Source organism: Pseudomonas sp. LLC-1 (assembly GCF_002992185.1).
Classification (GTDB): domain Bacteria; phylum Pseudomonadota; class Gammaproteobacteria; order Pseudomonadales; family Pseudomonadaceae; genus Aquipseudomonas; species Aquipseudomonas monteilii.
Genome location: NZ_LUVY01000016.1, coordinates 1 through 20,668, shown reverse-complemented (window position 1 = coordinate 20,668; position 20,668 = coordinate 1). Strand labels below are relative to the sequence as shown.

Genomic DNA, 20,668 nt, shown 5'->3' with positions numbered 1-20,668 from the left:
CGGCGATGAGGCCGGTACAGGTTGGAACAGCTGGTCGACACGGATTGATACCAATCAGCCTCTACCCGTTTGCCTGAGTTACAATGCGCGCCACCGTGATTCTGCCAACAGGTGCGCCATGCAGCCCTACGCTATTGCCCCCTCCATTCTTTCCGCCGATTTCGCCCGCCTGGGTGAGGACGTCGACAAGGTTTTGGCTGCGGGTGCCGACATCGTTCACTTCGATGTCATGGACAACCACTACGTTCCCAACCTGACCATCGGCCCGATGGTGTGCACTGCCCTGCGCAAGTACGGCGTCACCGCGCCCATCGACGTGCACCTGATGGTCAGCCCGGTTGACCGCATCATCGGCGACTTCATCGAGGCCGGCGCCACCTACATCACCTTCCACCCGGAAGCCACCCAGCACATCGACCGCTCGCTGCAGTTGATCAAGGACGGTGGCTGCAAGGCCGGCCTGGTGTTCAACCCGGCCACCAGCCTGGACGCCCTGAAGTACGTGATGGACAAGATCGACATGGTGCTGCTGATGAGCGTCAACCCAGGCTTCGGCGGGCAGAAGTTCATCCCCGGCACCCTCGACAAACTGCGCGAAGCGCGTGCGCTGATCGACGCCAGTGGCCGTGATATTCGCCTGGAAATCGACGGCGGCGTCAACGTCAACAACATCCGCGAGATCGCTGCCGCTGGCGCCGACACTTTCGTGGCCGGCTCGGCGATCTTCAACGCCCCGGACTACCAGGAAGTCATCGCCAAGATGCGCGCCGAACTGGCCCAGGCCCGCCCATGAGTGGCTTCGAGCAGCTGTTCCCGGGGACGCTGCCCAGGCTGGTGATGTTCGATCTGGACGGTACCCTGATCGATTCCGTGCCAGACCTGGCCGCCGCCGTGGACCGCATGCTGCTCGAACTGGGGCGCCCGCCTGCTGGCCTTGAGGCGGTGCGCCATTGGGTTGGCAATGGCGCCCAGGTGCTGGTGCGCCGAGCACTGGCGGGCGGTATTGAGCATGACGCTGTGGATGATGCGCTGGCCGAGCAGGGCCTGGCACTGTTCATGGAAGCCTATGCCGAAAGCCATGAGCTCACCGTGGTTTATCCCGGCGTGAAGGACACCCTGCGCTGGCTGCAGAAGCAGGGCGTGGAAATGGCGCTGATCACCAACAAGCCGGAGCGCTTCGTCGCCCCGTTGTTGGACCAGATGAAGATCGGCCGCTATTTCCGCTGGATCATCGGCGGCGACACCCTGCCGCAGAAAAAACCGGACCCGGCGGCGTTGCTGTTCGTCATGCAGATGGCCGGCGTTACCCCGCAACAATCGTTGTTTGTGGGCGATTCGCGCAGTGATGTGCTGGCGGCCAAGGCAGCTGGCGTGCAATGCGTGGGGCTGACCTACGGCTACAACCATGGCCGGCCGATCCACGACGAAACCCCCAGCCTTGTGATCGATGACCTGCGCGCCTTGCTGCCCGGTTGCGAAGACCCGGCCACTGGGATAACGTTGGCGGACCTTCAAGCCTCACAAGACAGAGAGTCCACCGTGGCGGTTACTGGCAAATTCTGGATGAAAGTCATCAAGGCCCTGGCCCGTTGGCGTTGGCGCGCCTGACTTCTGCCTGCCGGCGTGTGCCGGCCCATCCGTTTGCCTGACTTATTGCTGCTTGCCACGAGGCTACTCATGAACCGCGAAGAATTCCTGCGCCTGGCCGCTGCCGGCTACAACCGCATCCCCCTGGCCTGCGAAACCCTGGCCGACTTCGACACGCCGCTGTCGATCTACCTGAAACTGGCCGACCAACCCAACTCGTACCTGCTCGAATCGGTTCAGGGCGGCGAGAAGTGGGGCCGTTACTCGATGATCGGCCTGCCGTCGCGCACCGTGATGCGCGTTCACGGCTACCACGTCAGCATCCTGCAGGATGGCGTCGAGGTGGAAAGCCACGATGTCGAAGACCCGCTGGCGTTCGTCGAAAGCTTCAAGGACCGTTACAAGGTCGCCGACATCCCTGGCCTGCCGCGCTTCAACGGCGGCCTGGTCGGCTACTTCGGCTACGACTGCGTGCGTTATGTGGAAAAGCGCCTGGGCGCCAGCCCCAACCCGGACCCGCTGGGTGTGCCGGATATCCTGCTGATGGTGTCCGATGCCGTCGTGGTGTTCGACAACCTGGCAGGCAAGATGCACGCGATCGTGCTGGTCGACCCGGCTGAAGCGCACGCCTTCGAACAGGGCCAGGCACGGCTGCAAGGCCTGCTGGAAACACTGCGTCAGCCGATCACCCCGCGCCGTGGCCTGGACTTGAGTGGCCCGCAGGCCGCCGAGCCGGAGTTCCGCTCCAGCTACACGCGTGAGGACTACGAGAACGCGGTTGGCCGTATCAAGGAGTACATCCTGGCCGGTGACTGCATGCAAGTGGTGCCGTCGCAGCGCATGTCCATCGACTTCAAGGCAGCGCCTATCGACCTGTACCGCGCGCTGCGCTGCTTCAACCCGACGCCCTACATGTACTTCTTCAACTTCGGTGACTTCCATGTGGTTGGCAGTTCGCCCGAGGTGCTGGTGCGTGTCGAGGACAACCTGGTTACCGTGCGCCCGATTGCCGGTACTCGCCCGCGTGGTGCGACTGAAGAGGCCGACCGTGCGCTGGAAGACGACCTGCTGTCGGACGACAAGGAGATCGCCGAGCACCTGATGCTGATCGACCTGGGCCGTAACGACGTGGGCCGTGTGTCCTCGACCGGGAGCGTGCGGCTGACCGAGAAGATGGTGATCGAGCGTTATTCCAACGTGATGCACATTGTCTCCAACGTCACCGGCCAGCTGCGTGAAGGGCTGACGGCGATGGATGCGCTGCGGGCGATTTTGCCGGCTGGCACCTTGTCGGGCGCACCGAAGATTCGTGCGATGGAGATCATCGACGAACTGGAGCCGGTCAAGCGTGGGGTTTACGGTGGTGCCGTGGGGTACTTTGCCTGGAATGGCAACATGGACACCGCGATTGCCATCCGTACTGCGGTGATCAAGGACGGCGAACTGCATGTGCAGGCCGGTGGCGGCATCGTTGCCGACTCGGTACCGGCGCTGGAGTGGGAAGAAACCATCAACAAGCGCCGCGCGATGTTCCGTGCGGTCGCCCTGGCTGAGCAGACTTCAGCCAAGTAACTCACTGGCCTTTTGGGGCTGCTTTGCAGCCCATCGCGACACAAGGCCGCTCCCACAGGTGTTGCGCAGACTTCAAGCCTTGCGCTGTACCTGTGGGAGCGGCCTTGTGTCGCGAAAGGGCCGCAAAGCGGCCCCAGTAATCTAGAAGTCGATGCTAACCCCCAGGCTCACCCCCTGCTGGGTCAATTCATCACTCTTGCGCCAGTTGTAGTTCCCGCGCAAATGCACCCCTGCCACCACTTCATGGCTCACCCCCAGGCTCGCCCGGGTCAGGTCGCTGTGCGGCGTATACCCGGTCAGGGTGAAGTCATTCGCCGGTAAGCTGGTGAGGTGCATGGTCACATCCTGCCGGTCATCCTCAAACTCATGTTCCTGCGCCACTTCTGCGAACAGCCGGGTACTCGGCAGCACCTGCACACTGCCCTGCAACCCCAGGCCCAGGCGGCGTGACGTGCGCTCCTGGTCATCGAAGCCCAGCGCCGTCGAGCGCCCACTCTTCTCGTCGTAGCCATCCACCTTCACGCGCGCATAGTCGGCACTGATGAAGGGTGCCAGCTGCCAGTTGCTGCTGTCGGCCGCCAGGTTGTAGCCCAGCCGCCCGGACATCGCCCAGGCCTCGCCATCAGTGTCGCCTTTTTCGCTGCGGTCATTCACGCCAAGGGCGAAAGTGCGCTTGAGGTCGCTGTAGTCCAGGTGCCCGACGGTCAACGCGGCATCCGCCCACCAGCGGTCCTGGCGGTATTGGGCAAAGGCGCTGGCCAGATAACTGTTCAGCGTGTAGTCCGAGTCGTGTTCGCCGGCTTCCAGCTTCTGCCGGTATACGCCACCGGCCAGGCCCAGGCGCCAGGCGTCGTTCAGGCGGTAGCTGCCGCCCACGGTCAGGTTGTAGCCGCGGCCATCGCCACTGGCCGCGCTGCTCTGGCCGTCGAAGTCCAGGTCCTGGGCGCCGCTGGCGACAAAGGCTTGCCACTGGCCAACGGCCTGCCAGGGTGTCTGCCACTGGTTGCGCAGTTCGTCCTGGTGGGCACGCAGGCTTGTGTGGGCCATTTCCGGAAGCAGGGTCAGTTCCCATGGTGCGGAGAGGATCGAGTAGGCGTAATCGGCGATCAGTTGCTGGCCAGCGATGGTCGGGTGCACCAAGTCGTTGAACAGCAGCTTGGTCGGGTCTGGTGTTGTGCCGTTGATGCCGTACACCGGGTTTTCCACGCAGCCTTCGCCGCTGTAGCAGGTACCCACCAGGTTCTGGCCGGTGGCCAGGCCGAACTGGCTGGGGCTGGCCAGTGCCTCGCTCAGCAGCATGGGCACGTTCAGCGGGATGATCTCGGCGTCAATTTGCCCCAGTTGGCTGAGCAGCGACTGGTTGAAGACACCAGACAGTAATGACAGGGGGTTCTGCTGCGGCGTGCCGCTGAAATTCGGTGTTTGGCCGAGGTCCGGGAGCAGCCAGACCATGATGTAGCGGGCGCCACCTTGTTGCAGGGCCTGGGCGCTGGCGGCCAGGCGGGCACCGGCGGCTGCGGCATCGGTGGGGCTGTTGACCAGGCCCTGCAGGAAGTCATTACCACCGCCAGTCAGGTAGTACAGTGCGTTGGGGTCGGCGCGCAGGCCGTTGGCCAGATAGCCTGGCTTTTCCCGGAGCACCTGCCCGGCACCGGGGCGTCCTGGCGGGATGACGGTCTCGGAAGTGCTGGTGATCGAATCCAGGATCTGTTGGGTGGTGTAGCCACCGACTGCCCAGTTATTGCCGTCGGGAAGCCCCAATGCCGGGTTGAGAGGGGAGGTGGACGGGCCAAGCTCGGTCGGGTTCACACCCAGCCGTCCGCCCAGAATCATCGGCGACACTGGCGCATAGTTGCCATTGGCATCGAGGTTGGTGAAGCGCACGCCGCCAAACTGCCCGGCATCGCTGAGGCTGTCGCCAAACACGATCATGCTGGAGTAGGGCGAGGGTGCGGCGAATGCCTGGCTGCAGGCTAATGCCAATGAGGCGAGGGTAAAGCGCAATAACGGGGCTTTTCGCATCAGGGAACATCCTTTTCTTTGTTTTTATGAGGGACTGCCCGATCGACCTTAGCAAATCGCCGTGCATCCCTCCCAAGTCCATTCGTTTCCCCGTGTTTACAGGCATATTGCGCCCGCCGCCCCGGTAAGCTACTGTGCCGGGACGTATGAGCGAGACCTATCCTGTGTTGATCGTCAGCAAACTCTTGATGCGCGTAATCAAGGCCCACGCCCGTTGGCGTTGGCGCGCCTGACTTTATCTCTTGCCGGCCCGTCCGGCCCGCCTCCGTTTGCCTTCTTCATTTTCTGCCCTTTGTGGCGAAGCTGTGCCTGTTGCGACAGCAAGAAGGTTCGAATTCTGAAGTCAGTACGTTCAAGAGGTTTAACACCATGTTACTGATGATCGACAATTACGACTCATTCACTTACAACGTCGTTCAGTACCTGGGCGAGTTGGGTGCCGAGGTGAAGGTCATTCGCAACGACGAAATGACCATCGCCCAGATCGAAGCCCTTAACCCCGAACGCATCGTCGTATCCCCAGGCCCGTGCACGCCGAGCGAGGCTGGTGTGTCTATCGAAGCCATCCTGCATTTTGCCGGCAAGCTGCCGATCCTGGGCGTGTGCCTGGGCCATCAGTCCATCGGCCAGGCCTTTGGGGGCGACGTGGTGCGTGCCCGCCAGGTGATGCACGGCAAGACCAGCCCGGTGCACCACCGCGACCTGGGTGTGTTCACCGGGCTCAACAACCCGTTGACCGTTACCCGATACCACTCGCTGGTGGTCAAGCGCGAAACCTTGCCCGACTGCCTGGAAGTCACGGCCTGGACTGCGCATGAAGACGGCTCGGTCGATGAAATCATGGGCCTGCGCCACAAGACGCTGAATATCGAAGGGGTGCAGTTCCACCCAGAGTCGATCCTGACCGAACAGGGCCACGAGCTGTTCGCCAACTTCCTCAAGCAGACCGGCGGCCGCCGCTAAGGATCGAACATGGATATCAAGAGCGCGTTAAGCCGTATCGTCGGCCAGCTGGACCTTACTACCGAAGAAATGCGCGATGTGATGCGCCAGATCATGACTGGCCAGTGCACTGAAGCGCAGATCGGTGCCTTCCTGATGGGCATGCGCATGAAAAGCGAAAGCATCGACGAAATTGTCGGTGCGGTTTCGGTCATGCGTGAACTGGCCGACAAGGTCGAGCTGAAAAGCCTCGATGGCGTGGTCGACATCGTCGGCACCGGCGGTGATGGCGCCAATATCTTCAACGTGTCCACCGCTTCATCGTTCGTCCTGGCGGCGGCAGGCTGCACCGTGGCCAAGCACGGTAACCGCGCGGTGTCGGGCAAGAGCGGCAGCGCCGACTTGCTGGAAGCCGCCGGTATCTACCTGAACCTGACGCCCACCCAGGTGGCCCGCTGCATTGACAGCTTGGGCATCGGCTTCATGTTCGCGCAAAGCCATCATTCGGCCATGAAGCATGCTGCCGGCCCGCGTCGCGACCTGGGGCTGCGTACCCTGTTCAACATGCTCGGCCCGCTTACGAATCCGGCCGGAGTGAAGCACCAGGTGGTCGGCGTGTTCGCCCAGACCCTGTGCCGCCCGTTGGCCGAGGTACTGCAACGCCTGGGCAGCAAGCATGTGCTGGTGGTGCATTCGAAGGACGGTCTGGATGAGTTCAGCCTGGCAGCGCCTACTTTTGTTGCCGAGTTGAAGAACGGCGAAATTACTGAATACTGGGTCGAGCCGGAAGACCTTGGCATGAAGAGCCAGAGCCTGCATGGCCTGGCTGTCGAGAACCCGCAGGCATCGCTGGAGCTGATCCGCGATGCGCTGGGCCGCCGCAAGACCGAAAACGGCCAGAAGGCCGCTGAAATGATCGTGCTCAACGCGGGGGCTGCGCTCTATGCCGCCGATCACGCGATGACCCTGGCCCAGGGCGTGGAACTGGCCCACGATGTACTGCACACCGGCCTGGCCTGGGAAAAGCTGCAGGAGCTGGGTGCCTTTACTGCAGTATTCAAGGTGGAGAACGAAGCATGAGTGTGCCGACGGTGCTGGAAAGGATCATTGCCCGCAAGTTCCAGGAAGTGGCCGAGCGCAGCGCGCGCGTCAGCCTTGCCGAGCTGGAACGCCTGGCCAAAGCTGCCGATGCCCCGCGTGGCTTCGCCAATGCGCTGATCGAGCAGGCCAAGCGCAAGCAGCCAGCCGTGATTGCCGAAATCAAGAAGGCTTCGCCGAGCAAGGGCGTGATCCGCGAGCACTTCGTGCCGGCGGAAATCGCGGTTAGCTACGAGAAAGGTGGCGCAACCTGCCTGTCGGTGCTGACCGATGTCGATTATTTCCAGGGTGCCGATGAATACCTGCAGCAGGCCCGCGCTGCGGTATCGCTGCCGGTTATCCGTAAAGACTTCATGGTCGACCCCTACCAGATCGTCGAAGCCCGCGCCTTGGGTGCGGACTGTGTGCTGTTGATCGTGTCGGCACTGGATGACGTGAAGATGGCCGAGCTGGCGGCTACGGCCAAGGATGTCGGCCTCGACGTGCTGGTGGAAGTGCACGACGGCGATGAGCTGGAGCGCGCACTGAAAACTCTGGATACGCCGCTGGTGGGGGTGAACAACCGCAACCTGCATACCTTCGAGGTCAGCCTGGAAACCACCCTCGATCTGCTGCCGCGTATTCCGCGTGACCGCCTGGCAATTACCGAGAGCGGCATTCTCAACCGGGCCGATGTGGAGCTGATGGCGATCAACGAGGTTTACTCGTTCCTGGTGGGCGAAGCGTTCATGCGCGCCGAGCAGCCTGGGTTGGAGTTGCAGCGGTTGTTCTTCCCGGAGCAGGTGAAGAAGACTGTTCAGCCACTGGACTGAATAAATGAAGCCGGCGTTTTTGCCGGCTTTTTTGTATGCCTGTCATGGCCTCTCGCGCCGGACCGCCGCGAAGAGGCCATCCATAACAACATCAAAGGTGGATCAATGACCGATCAACCCCTGGCCCTGACTGTCGAACAAGGCCTGCACGCCGAACAGGAACTGCTGGCCGCTGTGTGCCGCGGCGAACGCGACAGTGGCGTGCTGTTCTGGCGCCCCACCGACCATGCCCTGGTCATGCCCCGGCGCATGAGCCGTCTGGACAACTTCGAGGCCGCCTGCTCGGAGCTGGCGATTGCCGGCTGGCCGGTGCTGCTGCGTGAGACGGGCGGTGAGCCGGTACCGCAGTCGCATTCGACCGTGAACGTTGCACTGGTCTATGTCGCCCCGCGCAGCGAAGGTGATCATGGCCGCATCGAGAACGCCTACGAACGTTTGTGCCTGCCGCTGTGCGATGTGCTGCGCGAGTGGGGTGGGGTAGCGTCGGTCGGGGAAATCGACGGGGCGTTCTGCGATGGCCGTTACAACGTCAACCTCAATGGCCGTAAGCTGGTGGGCACTGCCCAGCGCTGGCGCCAAGGGCTGGGCGGCAAGCGCCCGGTGGTGCTGGTGCACGGTGCGTTGCTGCTGGACAACGAACGGGAGTCGATGGTGGCGGCGGTCAACCGCTTCAATGAGTGCTGCGAGCTGGAGCAACGCTGCCGCGCCGACGCGCACATCGCCTTGCATGAAGTGGCACCCGAGGCGCCCTGGTTCGAGCGCCTGTCACAGGCCTACGCCAAGGTGCTGGCAGACCTGCCCAAAGACTAGCGGGTACCGTAGACCACCATGGTCTTGCCCTTGACCTGCACCAGGCTGCGCTCTTCTAGGTCCTTGAGGACGCGGCCGACCATTTCCCGCGAGCAACCGACGATACGACCGATTTCCTGACGGGTAATCTTGATCTGCATGCCGTCGGGGTGGGTCATGGCATCAGGCTGCTTGCACAGCTCTAGCAAACAGCGGGCAACCCGCCCGGTCACGTCGAAAAAGGCCAGGTCGCCGACTTTGCGCGTGGTGTTGCGCAGGCGCTGGGCCATCTGGCTGCCCAGGGCGTAGAGGATTTCCGGGTCCTGGCGCGCCAGTTCGCGAAACTTCTCGTAACTGATCTCGGCCACTTCGCACTCGGTCTTGGCCCGTACCCAGGCACTGCGCTGCTGTTCACCTTCAACGGGTTCGAACAGGCCCAGCTCGCCAAAGAAATCGCCATTGTTGAGGTAGGCAATGATCATTTCATGCCCGTCGTCGTCTTCGATGAGGATGGTCACCGAACCCTTGATGATGAACGACAGTGTCTCGGCCCGGTCGCCGGCGCAGATGATGTTGCTTTTGGCGGTATAGCGGCGGCGCTGGCAGTGCACCAGCAGCTTGTCGATATTCTTGATTTTGGCGGGTAGGGCGGAGGCAACCATCACGAAATCCTGTTCGATACGACGCATAGGCTTTTTATAGAGGTTGGCTGGCGGCAAGTGCCAGTCATTTGGCGCCAGCTTATCAGACACTACAGGATGTTTCGGTACTAAACCGACACCTCTCGTACTTTTCCCACAGGCGCACAAGGTCTAAGCTGACACCCTTTTCCGAAAATCAGGAGTCCGGGTAGATGAAGGCACGTATCCAGTGGGCCGGTGAGGCCATGTTCCTCGGCGAATCGGGGAGTGGCCATGTCGTCGTGATGGACGGCCCGCCCGAGGCCGGCGGCCGCAACCTGGGTGTGCGCCCGATGGAAATGCTGCTGTTGGGCCTGGGTGGCTGCAGCAGCTTTGACGTGGTGAGCATCCTGAAGAAATCGCGCCAGGCGGTGGAAAGCTGCGAGGCCTTTCTGGAAGCCGAGCGTGCCAGCGAAGACCCGAAGGTGTTTACCAAGATTCACATGAATTTCGTGGTGAAAGGCCGTGCGTTGAAAGAAGCCCAGGTCAAGCGGGCGGTGGAGCTGTCGGCGGAGAAGTACTGCTCGGCTTCGATCATGCTGGAGCGTGCCGGGGTTGAGATTACCCATGGGTATGAAATCGTAGAGCTGGGTTAAAGCTGAGATCTTGGGGCCGCTTTGCGGCCCATCGCAGCGGTTCGTCGCCACGACAAGCCAGCTCCCACAGGTACAGCGCCAAATTCAGGTCCGGCGCAGTACCTGTGGGAGCTGGCTTGTCGTGGCGACGAACCGCTGCGATGGGCTGCAAAGCAGCCCTGGCAATATCAGCGCCGAAGCGCCGGCAGTGCAGCTTGCACCCACCCTGGCAACCATCCTCGCATCACTTGGCTCAACCGCTCCCGCCGCTTCTGATAAACCAGCCCCAACCCGATAACTCCCAACCCGATCAGGGTCAACACCACCGGGAACAGCAGCGATTCGGCAAACACCTCGTACGATAAATACCCAAGGTAAGCCGCCACCCCCAGCGCCCCGAACACCATGAACACTGGCCGGCGCAACAGCACCGCCATCCCCATCAGCAAAATGTTGATCAGGCAGTACATGGCCTTGCCCAACTCACTGCCGCTGTCCAGCAATGTCAATCCGCCCCAAAATGCCGCCAGCCCGGCCAGGTAGCCCCAGCGGGCGTAGTCTTCACGCGTGCGGCCGTCTATTACCAGGAACACCACCAGCAGCCCCAACCCGAACCACAACGAAACCTCGCGACGTTGCTCCCAGCTGAACGGTGAGCCGAAGAACCATTCGCTCAAATCCATGGACATGAACCACAAGGCCAAGGCCATTGGCATGACGATGAACGGGTAGGGGATCAGCCGCAGCATCAGCAGCCCGGCAACTACCGTCGCTGCTTCCATCGCCAGCCAGCCGCCCTGTACGTAGGTGTAGTACTGGTGATAGTCCGCCTGTGCGTCATCCAGCGGCCACCAACCGGCCAGGCGTTCGATGGCGAACACCGCCAGCGGGACGATGCTGACGGCTACCGCCGCCAACACCCCGGCAGCGACAGGCTGGGCGCGCCGTTGCAGGTTGAGGGCAAACACTGTGAGCAACAGGATGTACAGGCTGGCGATGACCAGTAGGGCGATGTCACCGATGCGCATCCAGGCTTCGGTGAGCAACCAGCCCATCGCTGCCATGATCAGCATGGCGCCGAAGTAGAAAGCGACATGGGCCAGCTGGAAGCTGCCACGTTGGGCCGGTTGCTGGCGCAGGAAAGCCAGCAGGGCCTGGTCCTGGCCCGGCTGGAGAATGCCGGCTTGCACGGCGCGCGCCAGGTCCTTGGCGTCGAATCGATCCGTCATGGTGATGCCTTCAGATACGGTAGGTGCTCTTGGTCATGACCTTGGCCAACAGGCTCATGCCAAAGCGAACCGGGGCAGGGAAGCGATAACCGCCAGCTTCCAGTGCGGACTCGGCGTGCTGTTCCTCATCGATGCGCATCTGTTCGAGAATGGCCCGGGACTTTTCATCTTCCTGCGGGATCTGCTCCAGGTGCTCGTCGAGGTGCTTGCACACCTGGTGCTCGGTGGCGGCGACGAAACCCAGGCTTACCTTGTCGCTGACCAGCCCGGCGAGCGCGCCGATGCCGAACGACATACCGTAGAACAGGGGGTTGAGCACGCTCGGGTGGCTGTTCAGCTGGCGAATGCGTTGCTCGCACCAGGCCAGGTGGTCCACTTCTTCCTCGGCGGCATGCTCCATGGCCTTGCGCACTTCGGGCAGCTTGGCGGTCAGGGCCTGGCCCTGGTACAGCGCCTGGGCGCACACTTCACCGGTGTGGTTGATGCGCATCAGCCCGGCGATGTGGCGGGCCTGCTGCTCGTCGAGGTCGACGTCTGGCTGGACGATGGCCGGCGATGGCCGGGCGGGTTGGCCGCTGAAGGGCAGCAAGGTGCGCATGGCGGTATCGGCCTGCAGCAACAAGCGGTCGAGCGGCGAGTAGTGACGTTCGGTAGCCATCGGGCACCTCCACAAGAATGTGCCCGACAGTTTACCGCAATAGCGGCGGGGTCGCTTGCCGTGGATCAGCCCGGTGGCCAGTTCATCTGGCGCTGGCCAAGCACATGCATATGGATGTGGTAGACAGTCTGGCCGCCTTTCGGGTTGCAGTTCATGACCACGCGGAAGCCTTCCTCGCAGCCTTGCTCGACAGCCAGGCGCTGGGCGGTGAACAGGATGTGGCCAGCCAGGGCCTTGTCTTCTTCGGTCAGGTCATTGAGCGTGCGGATGTGCTTTTTCGGGATGACCAGAAAATGTACCGGTGCCGCGGGTGCAATGTCCTTGAAGGCCAGGATCTGGTCGTCTTCGTAGATGATATCCGCCGGGATTTCCCGGTTGATGATTTTGAGGAAAAGATCGTCCACAGCACTTGCTCCATGGTGAGGGTCGGGCCGAGTGTACTCAGCCGGGCGCCGCTCGCCCAGTGCCTATTCCATGCCGACCGGGCAATAGCGGCGGTGGATGGCCCCGGCCAGCTTGCGCAGCAGCCAGCGTGGCAGCAGACGCGGCGCAAACGCCAGCCAGCGGTTGCGCCGGCCGGGCATGATCAGTGCGTGGTTCTTGTCCAGTGCACGCACGGTGTACAGCGCCACTTCCTCGGGGCTCAGGCAGCGTGGTTTGCCATCGAGCCGCGGTATGCGCCGGCGCGAGGAGCGGACCGGGCCGGGGCACAGCACCGAAACCTTGATGCCGGCACGCTTGAGCTCTTCGCGCAGAGCCTGGGAAAAACTCAGTACGTACGCCTTGCTGGCAGCATAGGCTGCCATCCAGGGGCCAGGTGCGACCCCGGCCAGGCCTGCGACGTTGAGGATCTGCCCACCACCCTGCACGGCCATCAGGTTGCCGATGGCGTGGCACAGGCGGCTCAGGGCCAGTACATTGACCTCCAGCAGGTCCTGCTCGTCCGCCCACTCATGGGCCAGGAACGGCCCGTAGGTGCGCAAGCCGGCACAGTTCACCAGCAGGTCGATACGCCGTTCGCCTTCTTCCAACTCCAGCACGAAGCCAGACAGGCGTAGCGGCTGGCTGAGGTCGCAGGCGCGGAACAGCACCTCGACGCCAAAGCGTTGGGTCAGTTCGATGGCCACCGGCTCCAGCGTTTCACGCTGGCGTGCCACCAGGATCAGGTTGCGCCCGCGCCGTGCCAGAGCTTCCGCCAGGGCCAGGCCCAGGCCGCTGGAAGCACCGGTGATCATGGCGTAACGGGTCATGCAAGGCTCCTGGGGGCGGAAGAGGGCGCCTAGTGTACAGCTTGGCCGGGCAAGGTGTTGCCTTTTGCTACAAGGTGCGGGCGCGCAGGGCCTGGCAGCGTACCAGTGCCTCCCGGTACTCGTTGTGCAGGCGCTCGATCAGCGCGCGGGCACTGGGCAGGTCGTCGATACCACCGACGCCCTGGCCCGCCGACCAGACGGTCTTCCAGGCTTTGGCTTCGTCGTCGATCGGTTTGAGCTTGCCCTGTTCGTGGCCGCTCTTGAGGGCATTCATGTCATACCCGGCCTGCTCCAGGCTCGGGCGCAGGAAGCTGGCAGGGATGCCGGATACTGCCGGGGTGTGGATGATGTCTGCCGCGTGGGCGCTCAGCAGCATCTGCTTGTAGGCATTCTGGGCGTGGCTTTCTGCCGTGGCGATGAAGCGCGTGCCCATGTAGGCCAGGTCAGCGCCCAACAGTTGCGCAGCCAGGATCTCATGGCCGTGGTTCATGCAGCCGGCCAGCAGCAGGGTCTTGTCGAAGAACTGGCGAATCTCCGCAGCCAGGGCGAACGGGCTCCAGGTGCCGGCATGGCCACCCGCACCAGCGGCGACAGCGATCAACCCGTCCACGCCTGCTTCAGCAGCTTTTTCGGCGTGGCGGCGGGTGGTGACATCGTGGAACACCAGCCCACCGTAACCGTGCACCGCATCGACCACCTCCTTCACTGCGCCGAGGCTGGTGATGACGATTGGTACGCGGTGCTCTACGCACAAGGCCAGGTCGGCCTGCAGACGCGGGTTGGTCGGGTGGACGATCAGGTTGACCGCGTAGGGCGCGGGTGTCTGCAGTTGTGCCAGACCTGCCTCGATCTCTTCCAGCCACGCCTTGAAGCCGGCGCTGTCACGCTGGTTCAGGGCCGGAAAGCTGCCCACCACGCCGTTGGCGCAGCAGGCCAGCACCAGTTGGGGGTTGGAGATCAGGAACATCGGTGCGGCAACCACGGGCAGGCGCAGGCGTTGTTCGAGCGAGGCGGGTAGCGACATGGCAAGGCTCCTTGTGCGGGTGGCTATGTCAGAACGGTTTGACCACCACCAGAATTACGATACCCAGCAGGAACAGCACGGGCACTTCGTTGAACCAGCGATAGTAGACGTGGCTGCGGGTGTTGGTACCGCTGGCGAAGCGTTTGCGCTGGGCCCCGCACACGTGATGGTAGCCGGTCAGCAGGATGACAAGTGTCAGTTTGGCATGCAGCCAGCCCTGGCTCAGCCAGCCGGGGGTGAGGTAGAGCATCCACGCGCCGAACACGTAGGTGGCGATCATCGCCGGGTTCATGATGCCGCGGTACAGCTTGCGCTCCATGGTTACGAAGCGGTCCTGGCTGATGCTGTCCTGGCTTTGGGCGTGGTAGACGAACAGCCTGGGCAGGTAGAAAAGGCCGGCGAACCAGCAGACCACGCTGACGATATGCAGCGCTTTGATCCATAGGTAGAGCATGGAGGGAGTTCCTTCAGGTATTCACGGTCGTCAGATAGTAGTGGTCAAGCGCCCGAAGGGTCACCCGAAGAGTTGTTACAGGCGCCTTGCGCCCCTATTATCGTGCGCTTTCCAGACGGCTCGTTGATAAGGGGCAAGCGTTATGATCAAGGTCGGTATCGTCGGCGGCACGGGTTACACCGGCGTCGAACTGTTGCGTCTGCTGGCACAGCATCCACAGGCCGAAGTGGCGGTCATCACTTCGCGCTCCGAGGCGGGCGTGGCGGTGGCGGACATGTACCCGAACCTGCGCGGCCACTATGACGGGCTGGCGTTCAGCGTGCCGGACAGCAAGGCCCTGGCTGCCTGCGATGTGGTGTTCTTCGCCACCCCGCACGGTGTTGCCCATGCACTGGCCGGTGAGCTGCTGGCAGCCGGCACCAAGGTGATCGACCTGTCGGCCGACTTCCGCCTGCAGGATGCCACCGAGTGGGGCAAGTGGTACGGTCAGCCGCACGGTGCTCCAGAGCTGCTCAAGGACGCGGTGTACGGCCTGCCTGAAGTCAACCGCGAGAAGATCCGCCAGGCGCGCCTGATTGCAGTGCCGGGTTGCTACCCGACCGCCACCCAGCTGGGCTTCCTGCCGCTGCTGGAAGCGGGCCTGGCCGACCCGTCGCGCCTGATCGCCGACTGCAAGTCGGGTGTCAGCGGCGCTGGCCGTGGTGCGGCAGTGGGTTCGCTGTTCTGCGAAGCCGGCGAAAGCATGAAGGCCTACGCGGTCAAGGGCCATCGCCACCTGCCGGAAATCAGCCAGGGCCTGCGCCTGGCCGCTGGCAAGGACATCGGCCTGACCTTCGTGCCGCACCTGACGCCGATGATCCGTGGTATCCACGCCACCCTGTACGCAAATGTCGTCGATACCTCGGTCGACCTGCAGGCGCTGTTCGAGAAGCGCTACGCCGATGAGCCGTTCGTCGACGTGATGCCAGCGGGCAGCCACCCGGAAACCCGTAGCGTGCGCGGCGCCAACGTCTGCCGCATTGCGGTTCACCGCCCGCAGGGTGGTGACCTGGTGGTGGTGCTGTCGGTGATCGACAACCTGGTCAAGGGCGCGTCGGGCCAGGCGGTACAGAACCTGAACATCCTGTTCGGCCTGGACGAGCGCATGGGCTTGTCCCACGCTGGCCTGCTGCCGTAAGCATCCTTGCTTTGAAAAGGCCCGCGTCGTGCGGGCCTTTTTGTATGTCGCGACTAAAGCCGCACAATTCTTGACCAATTTTCTCGGAGAAGCGGATAATGCGCGTCATCGAGTTTTAAGACGGCTACCGCGCCGGGAGAATCAACATGAGCGTCGAAACCTTCACCCCTACCGGTCTGGAATTCACCCATGGGGCAGCCCAGAAAGTGAAGAACCTGGTCAATGAGGAAGGCAATGAACGTCTGAAGTTGCGGGTGTTCGTGACCGGTGGCGGTTGCTCGGGCTTCCAGTACGGCTTCACTTTCGATGAGGATGTGGCCGAAGACGACACCATCGTCGAGCGTGAGGGCGTGTCGCTGGTGGTCGACCCAATGAGCTTCCAGTACCTGGCCGGCGCCGAAGTGGACTACCAGGAAGGCCTGGAAGGCTCGCGTTTTGTGATCAAGAACCCGAATGCCGCCACTACCTGCGGTTGTGGGTCCTCGTTCTCGATCTGAGGCCTGGCCATATGAAAACGCCGCGCAATTGCGCGGCGTTTTGCTTTCTGGCGTAGCGGTTAGGCCGGGTAGATTGCGCCCAGTACGCGCAGGCCCTTGGCGGCAGTGACGCTGGGGCGGTTGGCGGGGATGCCTTCCAGACAGCAATGGGCCAGCCAGGCGAAAGCCATGGCCTCGACCCAGTCTGGGTCAACGCCGTGGGCGCCAGTGCTGGTGACGCGCGCTTCAGGCAGCAACTGGCCGAGGCGGGCCATGAGTGCACCGTTGCGTGCACCGCCACCACATACCAGCAGTGCTTCGGTGTCTTGTTGGGCGTTCACCAGCGAGTCGATGATGCTGCGTGCGGTCAGCTCAAGCAGTGTCGCCTGTACATCCTCATCGCGGTAGGCAGGCAGGCGGGCCAGGTGGCCATCCAGCCAAGGTAGGTTGAATACCTCGCGGCCCGTGCTCTTCGGGCCGCTACCGGCGAAGAACGGGTCGGCCAGCAATGCGTTGAGCAAGCCGGCCTGCACCACTCCAGACGCTGCCCAGGCACCATCGGCATCATAGGCCTGGCCGTGCTTGCGCTCGATCCAGGCATCCAGCAACACGTTACCTGGGCCGCAGTCGAAACCGTGGACCGGCTTGTCTTGCTCGATCAGGCTGAGGTTGCTGAAACCGCCCACGTTCAAGACTGCCAGACGCTTGCCGAGATGGCCGAAAAGGGTTTCGTGGAAGGCCGGCACCAGCGGCGCACCTTGACCACCGGCAGCCACATCGCGCCGGCGAAAGTCGCCGACCACGCTGATGCCGGTAAGCTCGGCGAGCAGTGCCGGGTTACCGATCTGAACGGTAAAGCCGCGCGCAGGCTCGTGGCGAATGGTCTGGCCGTGGCTGCCGATGGCGCGGATGGCATCGGCCTGCAGGCCCTGGCGAGCCAGCAGTTGGCGGATGCCTTCGCCTGCCAGGCTGGCCCAGCGATTTTCCGCCAGCGCCGCACGAGCGATCTCGTCAGGGCCGCTGCTACATAGCGCTAGCAGTTCCTGGCGCAGGTCGACGGGCATGGGCAGGTAGTGCGTGGCGAGCAGTTCAGGCTGCTCGCCTTGTTCGATCAGGGCAATGTCCAGGCCATCGAGGCTGGTACCGGACATTACCCCCAAGTAGAGCGCCATGGCTTAGCGCTTGTTCGCTGCGAGCAAGGTGGCCTTTTCCTGATCCATGCGGGCGATCAGCGGCTGGCTCTGCTGCAGGAAGCGCTGGCGCTCGTTCCTGGCGATCGGGTCGGCCATCGGTACCTTCTGGCTCAGCGGGTCGACGTGCACGCCATTGACCTGGAACTCGTAGTGCAGGTGTGGGCCGGTGGACAGGCCTGTGGTGCCGATGTAACCAATGATCTGACCCTGCTTCACGGTGCTGCCGGTCTTGATGCCTTTGGCGAAGCCCTGCATGTGGCCGTACAGCGTCTTGTAACGGTTGCCGTGCTGGATGATCACGGTGTTGCCGTAACCGCCACGGCGCCCGGCCAGCTCGATGCGGCCGTCACCCGCTGCCTTGATTGGCGTACCGCGTGGGGCGGCGTAGTCGACGCCTTTGTGGGCGCGGATCTTGTTCAGGATCGGGTGCTTGCGGCCGGCGGAAAAGCGCGAGCTGATGCGGGCAAAGTCCACCGGGGTACGGATGAATGCCTTGCGCAGGCTGTTGCCGTCGGCGGTGTAGTAGGTAGTGTTGCCCTGCTTGTTGGTGTAGCGCACGGCAGTGTAGGTTTTGCCCCGGTTGGTGAAGCGGGCGGACAGGATATTGCCGGTGCCGACGACCTTGCCGTCCATCACCTTCTGCTCGTAGACCACGTCGAATTCATCGCCTGGGCGAATATCCTGGGCAAAGTCGATGTCGTAACCCAGCACGCGGGCCATGTCCATGGTCATGCTGTGAGACAGGCCGGCGCGCTGGGCCGAAGCCGACAGAGAGCTTTTGATCACGCCATGGGCATAGGCGGTACGCACGACCGGCTTGCTGATTTCACGGTTGAAGGTGTAGCCCTTGGCGGTCTTGGTCAGGCGAATGGTTTCGAGGTTGCTGACCTTGCTGTGCAGGCTGGCCAACTGGCCGTCCTTGTCGAGTTCGAACTGCAGCACCTGGCCGTGCTTGAGCTGGCTGAACTGTTTGGCCTGCTTGTTGCTGGCCAGCAGGTCATGCACAGCATTGGCCGGCAGGCCAACCTTGGCAAACAGGGTGGACAGCGTGTCGCCACGGGCCACGGTGACTTCGCGGTGGCCAGGTTCCTTGGCTGCCTCGGCGACCGGCTCGGCGGCAGGGGCTTGCTGTTCGGCCTTCTGGGTCTCTGGGGTAGCGTCTTCGATCTGGGCGAAGGGCGAGCCTTGCTCACCTTGTGCCTGCACCAGAGGCGCAGCGCGGGATTCGTCTTTCAACTGCTCGGCAGGGCTTTCCAGCTCGAGGTTGAGGGTGGTTTTCTTGGCTTCCACTTCGCTGGAGGGAAATACCAGCAAAGCCAGGCTGAGCAGGGCGGCGATGCCGCTGGCGGCCAACAGATGGCTCTTCGGATAAAGCGGGGGCGCTTTAGGCGGTTCGTTGGTCATGGGCAAGGTGACTTTGAAAAAGGTGAAATGGAAAAGATGAATGACATGATGAAGATGAAATAACTGTATAAAATATAACCAAATCCATTTTCACGCAAGGGCGCGTAGACGCCGCAACCCCGTGTTCGGGTCACATTCCTTTGCGAAACTTGTAATTGACGGCCGATCTTGTATGGTTGGCTCCCCCTGAATCTGAGCCTTGCGGGTTTGTCTATGAAGTCGGTTGAAGAGCAGCTGGCGCTTATCAAGCGCGGTGCGGAAGAAGTACTGGTCGAGTCGGAACTGGTGGAGAAGCTCAAGCGCGGCCAACCTCTGCGCATCAAGGCCGGCTTCGACCCGACCGCGCCTGACCTGCACCTTGGCCACACGGTGCTGATCAACAAGCTGCGCCAGTTCCAGGAGCTGGGCCACCAGGTCATCTTCCTGATCGGTGACTTCACCGGCATGATCGGTGACCCGAGCGGCAAGAGCGCCACACGTCCGCCGCTGACCCGTGAACAGGTGCTGGACAATGCTGAGACCTATAAGCAGCAGGTGTTCAAGATTCTCGATCCGGCCAAGACCGAGGTCGCGTTCAACTCTACCTGGATGGACAAGCTGACCCCGGCCGACTTCATTCGCCTGGCGTCGCAGTACACCGTGGCGCGCATGCTGGAGCGCGACGACTTCGACAAGCGCTATACCACCAACCAGCCAATTGCCATTCACGAGTTCCTTTATCCGCTGGTGCAAGGCTATGACTCGGTGGCGCTGAAGGCGGACGTCGAGCTGGGGGGTACTGATCAGAAGTTCAACCTGTTGATGGGGCGCGAGCTGCAGCGCGCCTATGGCCAGGAAGCGCAGAACATCGTGACCATGCCGCTGCTCGAAGGGCTCGATGGCGTGAAGAAGATGTCCAAGTCGCTGGGCAACTATGTCGGCATCCAGGAAGCGCCGGGGGTGATGTACAGCAAGCTGGTATCGATCCCGGATACCTTGATGTGGCGCTATTTCGAGCTGCTGAGCTTCCGTTCGATGGAAGAGATCGAGCAGTTCCGTGCTGATGTCGCCAACGGTGCCAACCCGCGTGACATCAAGATCAAGCTGGCTGAAGAGATTGTGGCGCGCTTCCATGGTGAAGAGGCTGCGGCCAATGCTCACCGCGCTGCGGGTAATCGCATGAAGGAAGGTGAGCTGCCGGAAGATCTGCCGGAGATCGAAGTGGCTGCGGCCGAAGACTTGCCAATTGCTGCCGTGCTGAACCGGGCTGGCCTGGTGAAGAACTCGGCGCAGGCGCGGGATCTGCTGAGTGGCGGTGCAGTAAAGGTTGATGGCGCAGTGGTCGACAAGGACTTCATCTTTGTTCTTGGTGCCACTCACGTGTGCCAGGCGGGCAAGAAGTCGTTTGGCCGGGTTACCCTCAAGGCTGAGTGATCGTCTGATGGTGTAGCTATAATAGAAGCGGGGAGGCCGACAGGCCTCCCCGCTTTGTTTTTCAGCGATGTTAAGGTTTCTTGAAATTAAGGGTTGACGCGCTTTCGAATCCCCTTATAATGCGCCCCACTTCCAGCGACATCGGAACGAAAAACTCCTTGAGATTCAACGAGTTAACTAGTTAAGGTGAAGTTGAAAGGGCTACGATCGAATGATCGCAAGCGGTTGAAATGGTGGTTGACAGCGGTTTTAAACGCTGTATGATTCGCCTCCCGCTACGAGAGATCGCAGCGAGCCAAGTGGTTGAAGCTAA

21 protein-coding genes are annotated in these 20,668 nt (G+C 62.3%); 11 read left to right on the top strand and 10 right to left on the bottom strand.

Annotated features, from left to right (window positions below; all coding sequences use genetic code 11):
• Window positions 1–118 precede the first annotated feature (118 nt).
• The 3 genes from rpe to trpE all read left to right on the top strand — a co-directional run bounded on the left by rpe (window position 119) and on the right by trpE (window position 3,159).
• The gene (gene rpe, locus A0O30_RS17100) at window positions 119–793 is read left to right on the top strand and encodes a ribulose-phosphate 3-epimerase (RefSeq protein WP_016484625.1); all 675 of its coding nucleotides are present in this window, start codon (window positions 119–121) and stop codon (window positions 791–793) included.
• The gene (locus A0O30_RS17095; RefSeq protein WP_105947274.1) at window positions 790–1,608 is read left to right on the top strand and encodes a phosphoglycolate phosphatase; all 819 of its coding nucleotides are present in this window, start codon (window positions 790–792) and stop codon (window positions 1,606–1,608) included. The genes rpe and A0O30_RS17095 overlap by 4 nt, the downstream gene beginning before the upstream one ends.
• Window positions 1,609–1,677: 69 nt before the next feature.
• Window positions 1,678–3,159 (top strand): anthranilate synthase component I, encoded by a 1,482-nt coding sequence (trpE, locus tag A0O30_RS17090; protein ID WP_105947273.1) that lies wholly within the window; start codon window positions 1,678–1,680, stop codon window positions 3,157–3,159.
• Window positions 3,160–3,300: 141 nt separating this feature from the next.
• Here trpE and estP read toward each other — a convergent pair whose 3' ends face one another.
• Window positions 3,301–5,181 carry an esterase EstP gene (gene estP, locus A0O30_RS17085; protein WP_105947272.1) on the bottom strand — a complete coding sequence of 627 codons (1,881 nt, stop codon included), beginning with the start codon at window positions 5,179–5,181 and terminating at the stop codon, window positions 3,301–3,303.
• Window positions 5,182–5,550: 369 nt separating this feature from the next.
• On the opposite strand from estP, the gene A0O30_RS17080 reads away from it, so the two are divergent.
• From A0O30_RS17080 to A0O30_RS17065, 4 genes are all read left to right on the top strand, one after another.
• Window positions 5,551–6,144 (top strand): aminodeoxychorismate/anthranilate synthase component II, encoded by a 594-nt coding sequence (locus tag A0O30_RS17080; protein ID WP_016715787.1) that lies wholly within the window; start codon window positions 5,551–5,553, stop codon window positions 6,142–6,144.
• Window positions 6,145–6,153: 9 nt separating this feature from the next.
• Window positions 6,154–7,203, top strand: a complete 1,050-nt coding sequence (trpD, locus tag A0O30_RS17075; protein ID WP_019097608.1) for an anthranilate phosphoribosyltransferase — start codon at window positions 6,154–6,156, stop codon at window positions 7,201–7,203.
• Window positions 7,200–8,033, top strand: a complete 834-nt coding sequence (trpC, locus tag A0O30_RS17070) for an indole-3-glycerol phosphate synthase TrpC (protein WP_105947271.1) — start codon at window positions 7,200–7,202, stop codon at window positions 8,031–8,033. The genes trpD and trpC overlap by 4 nt, the downstream gene beginning before the upstream one ends.
• A gap of 105 nt (window positions 8,034–8,138) precedes the next feature.
• Window positions 8,139–8,843, top strand: coding sequence for a lipoate--protein ligase family protein (locus tag A0O30_RS17065; RefSeq protein WP_105947270.1), 705 nt, complete (start codon window positions 8,139–8,141; stop codon window positions 8,841–8,843).
• Here the strand turns inward: A0O30_RS17065 and crp are convergent.
• Window positions 8,840–9,484 carry a cAMP-activated global transcriptional regulator CRP gene (gene crp / locus A0O30_RS17060; protein ID WP_012270218.1) on the bottom strand — a complete coding sequence of 215 codons (645 nt, stop codon included), beginning with the start codon at window positions 9,482–9,484 and terminating at the stop codon, window positions 8,840–8,842. The genes A0O30_RS17065 and crp overlap by 4 nt on opposite strands.
• A gap of 191 nt (window positions 9,485–9,675) precedes the next feature.
• On the opposite strand from crp, the gene A0O30_RS17055 reads away from it, so the two are divergent.
• The gene (locus tag A0O30_RS17055) at window positions 9,676–10,098 is read left to right on the top strand and encodes an OsmC family protein (RefSeq protein ID WP_016715792.1); all 423 of its coding nucleotides are present in this window, start codon (window positions 9,676–9,678) and stop codon (window positions 10,096–10,098) included.
• Window positions 10,099–10,265: 167 nt separating this feature from the next.
• Here the strand turns inward: A0O30_RS17055 and A0O30_RS17050 are convergent, their stop codons facing one another.
• From A0O30_RS17050 to hemJ, 6 genes are all read right to left on the bottom strand, one after another.
• On the bottom strand, window positions 10,266–11,306 hold the full coding sequence (locus tag A0O30_RS17050; protein ID WP_105947269.1) for a DUF2157 domain-containing protein: 1,041 nt from the start codon (window positions 11,304–11,306) through the stop codon (window positions 10,266–10,268).
• Window positions 11,307–11,316: 10 nt separating this feature from the next.
• Window positions 11,317–11,964, bottom strand: a complete 648-nt coding sequence (coq7, locus tag A0O30_RS17045) for a 2-polyprenyl-3-methyl-6-methoxy-1,4-benzoquinone monooxygenase (RefSeq protein ID WP_105947268.1) — start codon at window positions 11,962–11,964, stop codon at window positions 11,317–11,319.
• A 65-nt stretch (window positions 11,965–12,029) separates the two neighbouring features.
• On the bottom strand, window positions 12,030–12,368 hold the full coding sequence (locus A0O30_RS17040) for a histidine triad nucleotide-binding protein (protein WP_003255518.1): 339 nt from the start codon (window positions 12,366–12,368) through the stop codon (window positions 12,030–12,032).
• Between the two features lie 63 nt (window positions 12,369–12,431).
• Window positions 12,432–13,214 carry an SDR family oxidoreductase gene (locus tag A0O30_RS17035; protein ID WP_105947267.1) on the bottom strand — a complete coding sequence of 261 codons (783 nt, stop codon included), beginning with the start codon at window positions 13,212–13,214 and terminating at the stop codon, window positions 12,432–12,434.
• A 67-nt stretch (window positions 13,215–13,281) separates the two neighbouring features.
• On the bottom strand, window positions 13,282–14,238 hold the full coding sequence (locus A0O30_RS17030) for a nitronate monooxygenase family protein (protein ID WP_105947266.1): 957 nt from the start codon (window positions 14,236–14,238) through the stop codon (window positions 13,282–13,284).
• Between the two features lie 28 nt (window positions 14,239–14,266).
• On the bottom strand, window positions 14,267–14,692 hold the full coding sequence (hemJ, locus tag A0O30_RS17025) for a protoporphyrinogen oxidase HemJ (protein ID WP_060501620.1): 426 nt from the start codon (window positions 14,690–14,692) through the stop codon (window positions 14,267–14,269).
• Between the two features lie 142 nt (window positions 14,693–14,834).
• Between hemJ and argC the strand changes: the two genes are divergently transcribed.
• Window positions 14,835–15,869 carry an N-acetyl-gamma-glutamyl-phosphate reductase gene (argC, locus tag A0O30_RS17020; protein WP_019472953.1) on the top strand — a complete coding sequence of 345 codons (1,035 nt, stop codon included), beginning with the start codon at window positions 14,835–14,837 and terminating at the stop codon, window positions 15,867–15,869.
• A 146-nt stretch (window positions 15,870–16,015) separates the two neighbouring features.
• Complete coding sequence (gene erpA / locus A0O30_RS17015) at window positions 16,016–16,366, top strand: iron-sulfur cluster insertion protein ErpA (RefSeq protein ID WP_003255511.1); 351 nt, start codon at window positions 16,016–16,018, stop codon at window positions 16,364–16,366.
• Between the two features lie 59 nt (window positions 16,367–16,425).
• On the opposite strand, the gene A0O30_RS17010 is transcribed toward erpA, so the two are convergent.
• Window positions 16,426–17,517 carry an anhydro-N-acetylmuramic acid kinase gene (locus A0O30_RS17010; protein WP_105947265.1) on the bottom strand — a complete coding sequence of 364 codons (1,092 nt, stop codon included), beginning with the start codon at window positions 17,515–17,517 and terminating at the stop codon, window positions 16,426–16,428.
• 3 nt (window positions 17,518–17,520) lie between these two features.
• On the bottom strand, window positions 17,521–18,942 hold the full coding sequence (locus A0O30_RS17005) for a peptidoglycan DD-metalloendopeptidase family protein (RefSeq protein WP_105947264.1): 1,422 nt from the start codon (window positions 18,940–18,942) through the stop codon (window positions 17,521–17,523).
• 213 nt (window positions 18,943–19,155) lie between these two features.
• Here A0O30_RS17005 and tyrS point away from each other — a divergent pair, with 213 nt between their 5' ends.
• Entirely contained in the window at window positions 19,156–20,355 is a 1,200-nt protein-coding gene (gene tyrS / locus A0O30_RS16995) for a tyrosine--tRNA ligase (protein WP_016715801.1), read from the top strand.
• Window positions 20,356–20,668 lie beyond the last annotated feature (313 nt).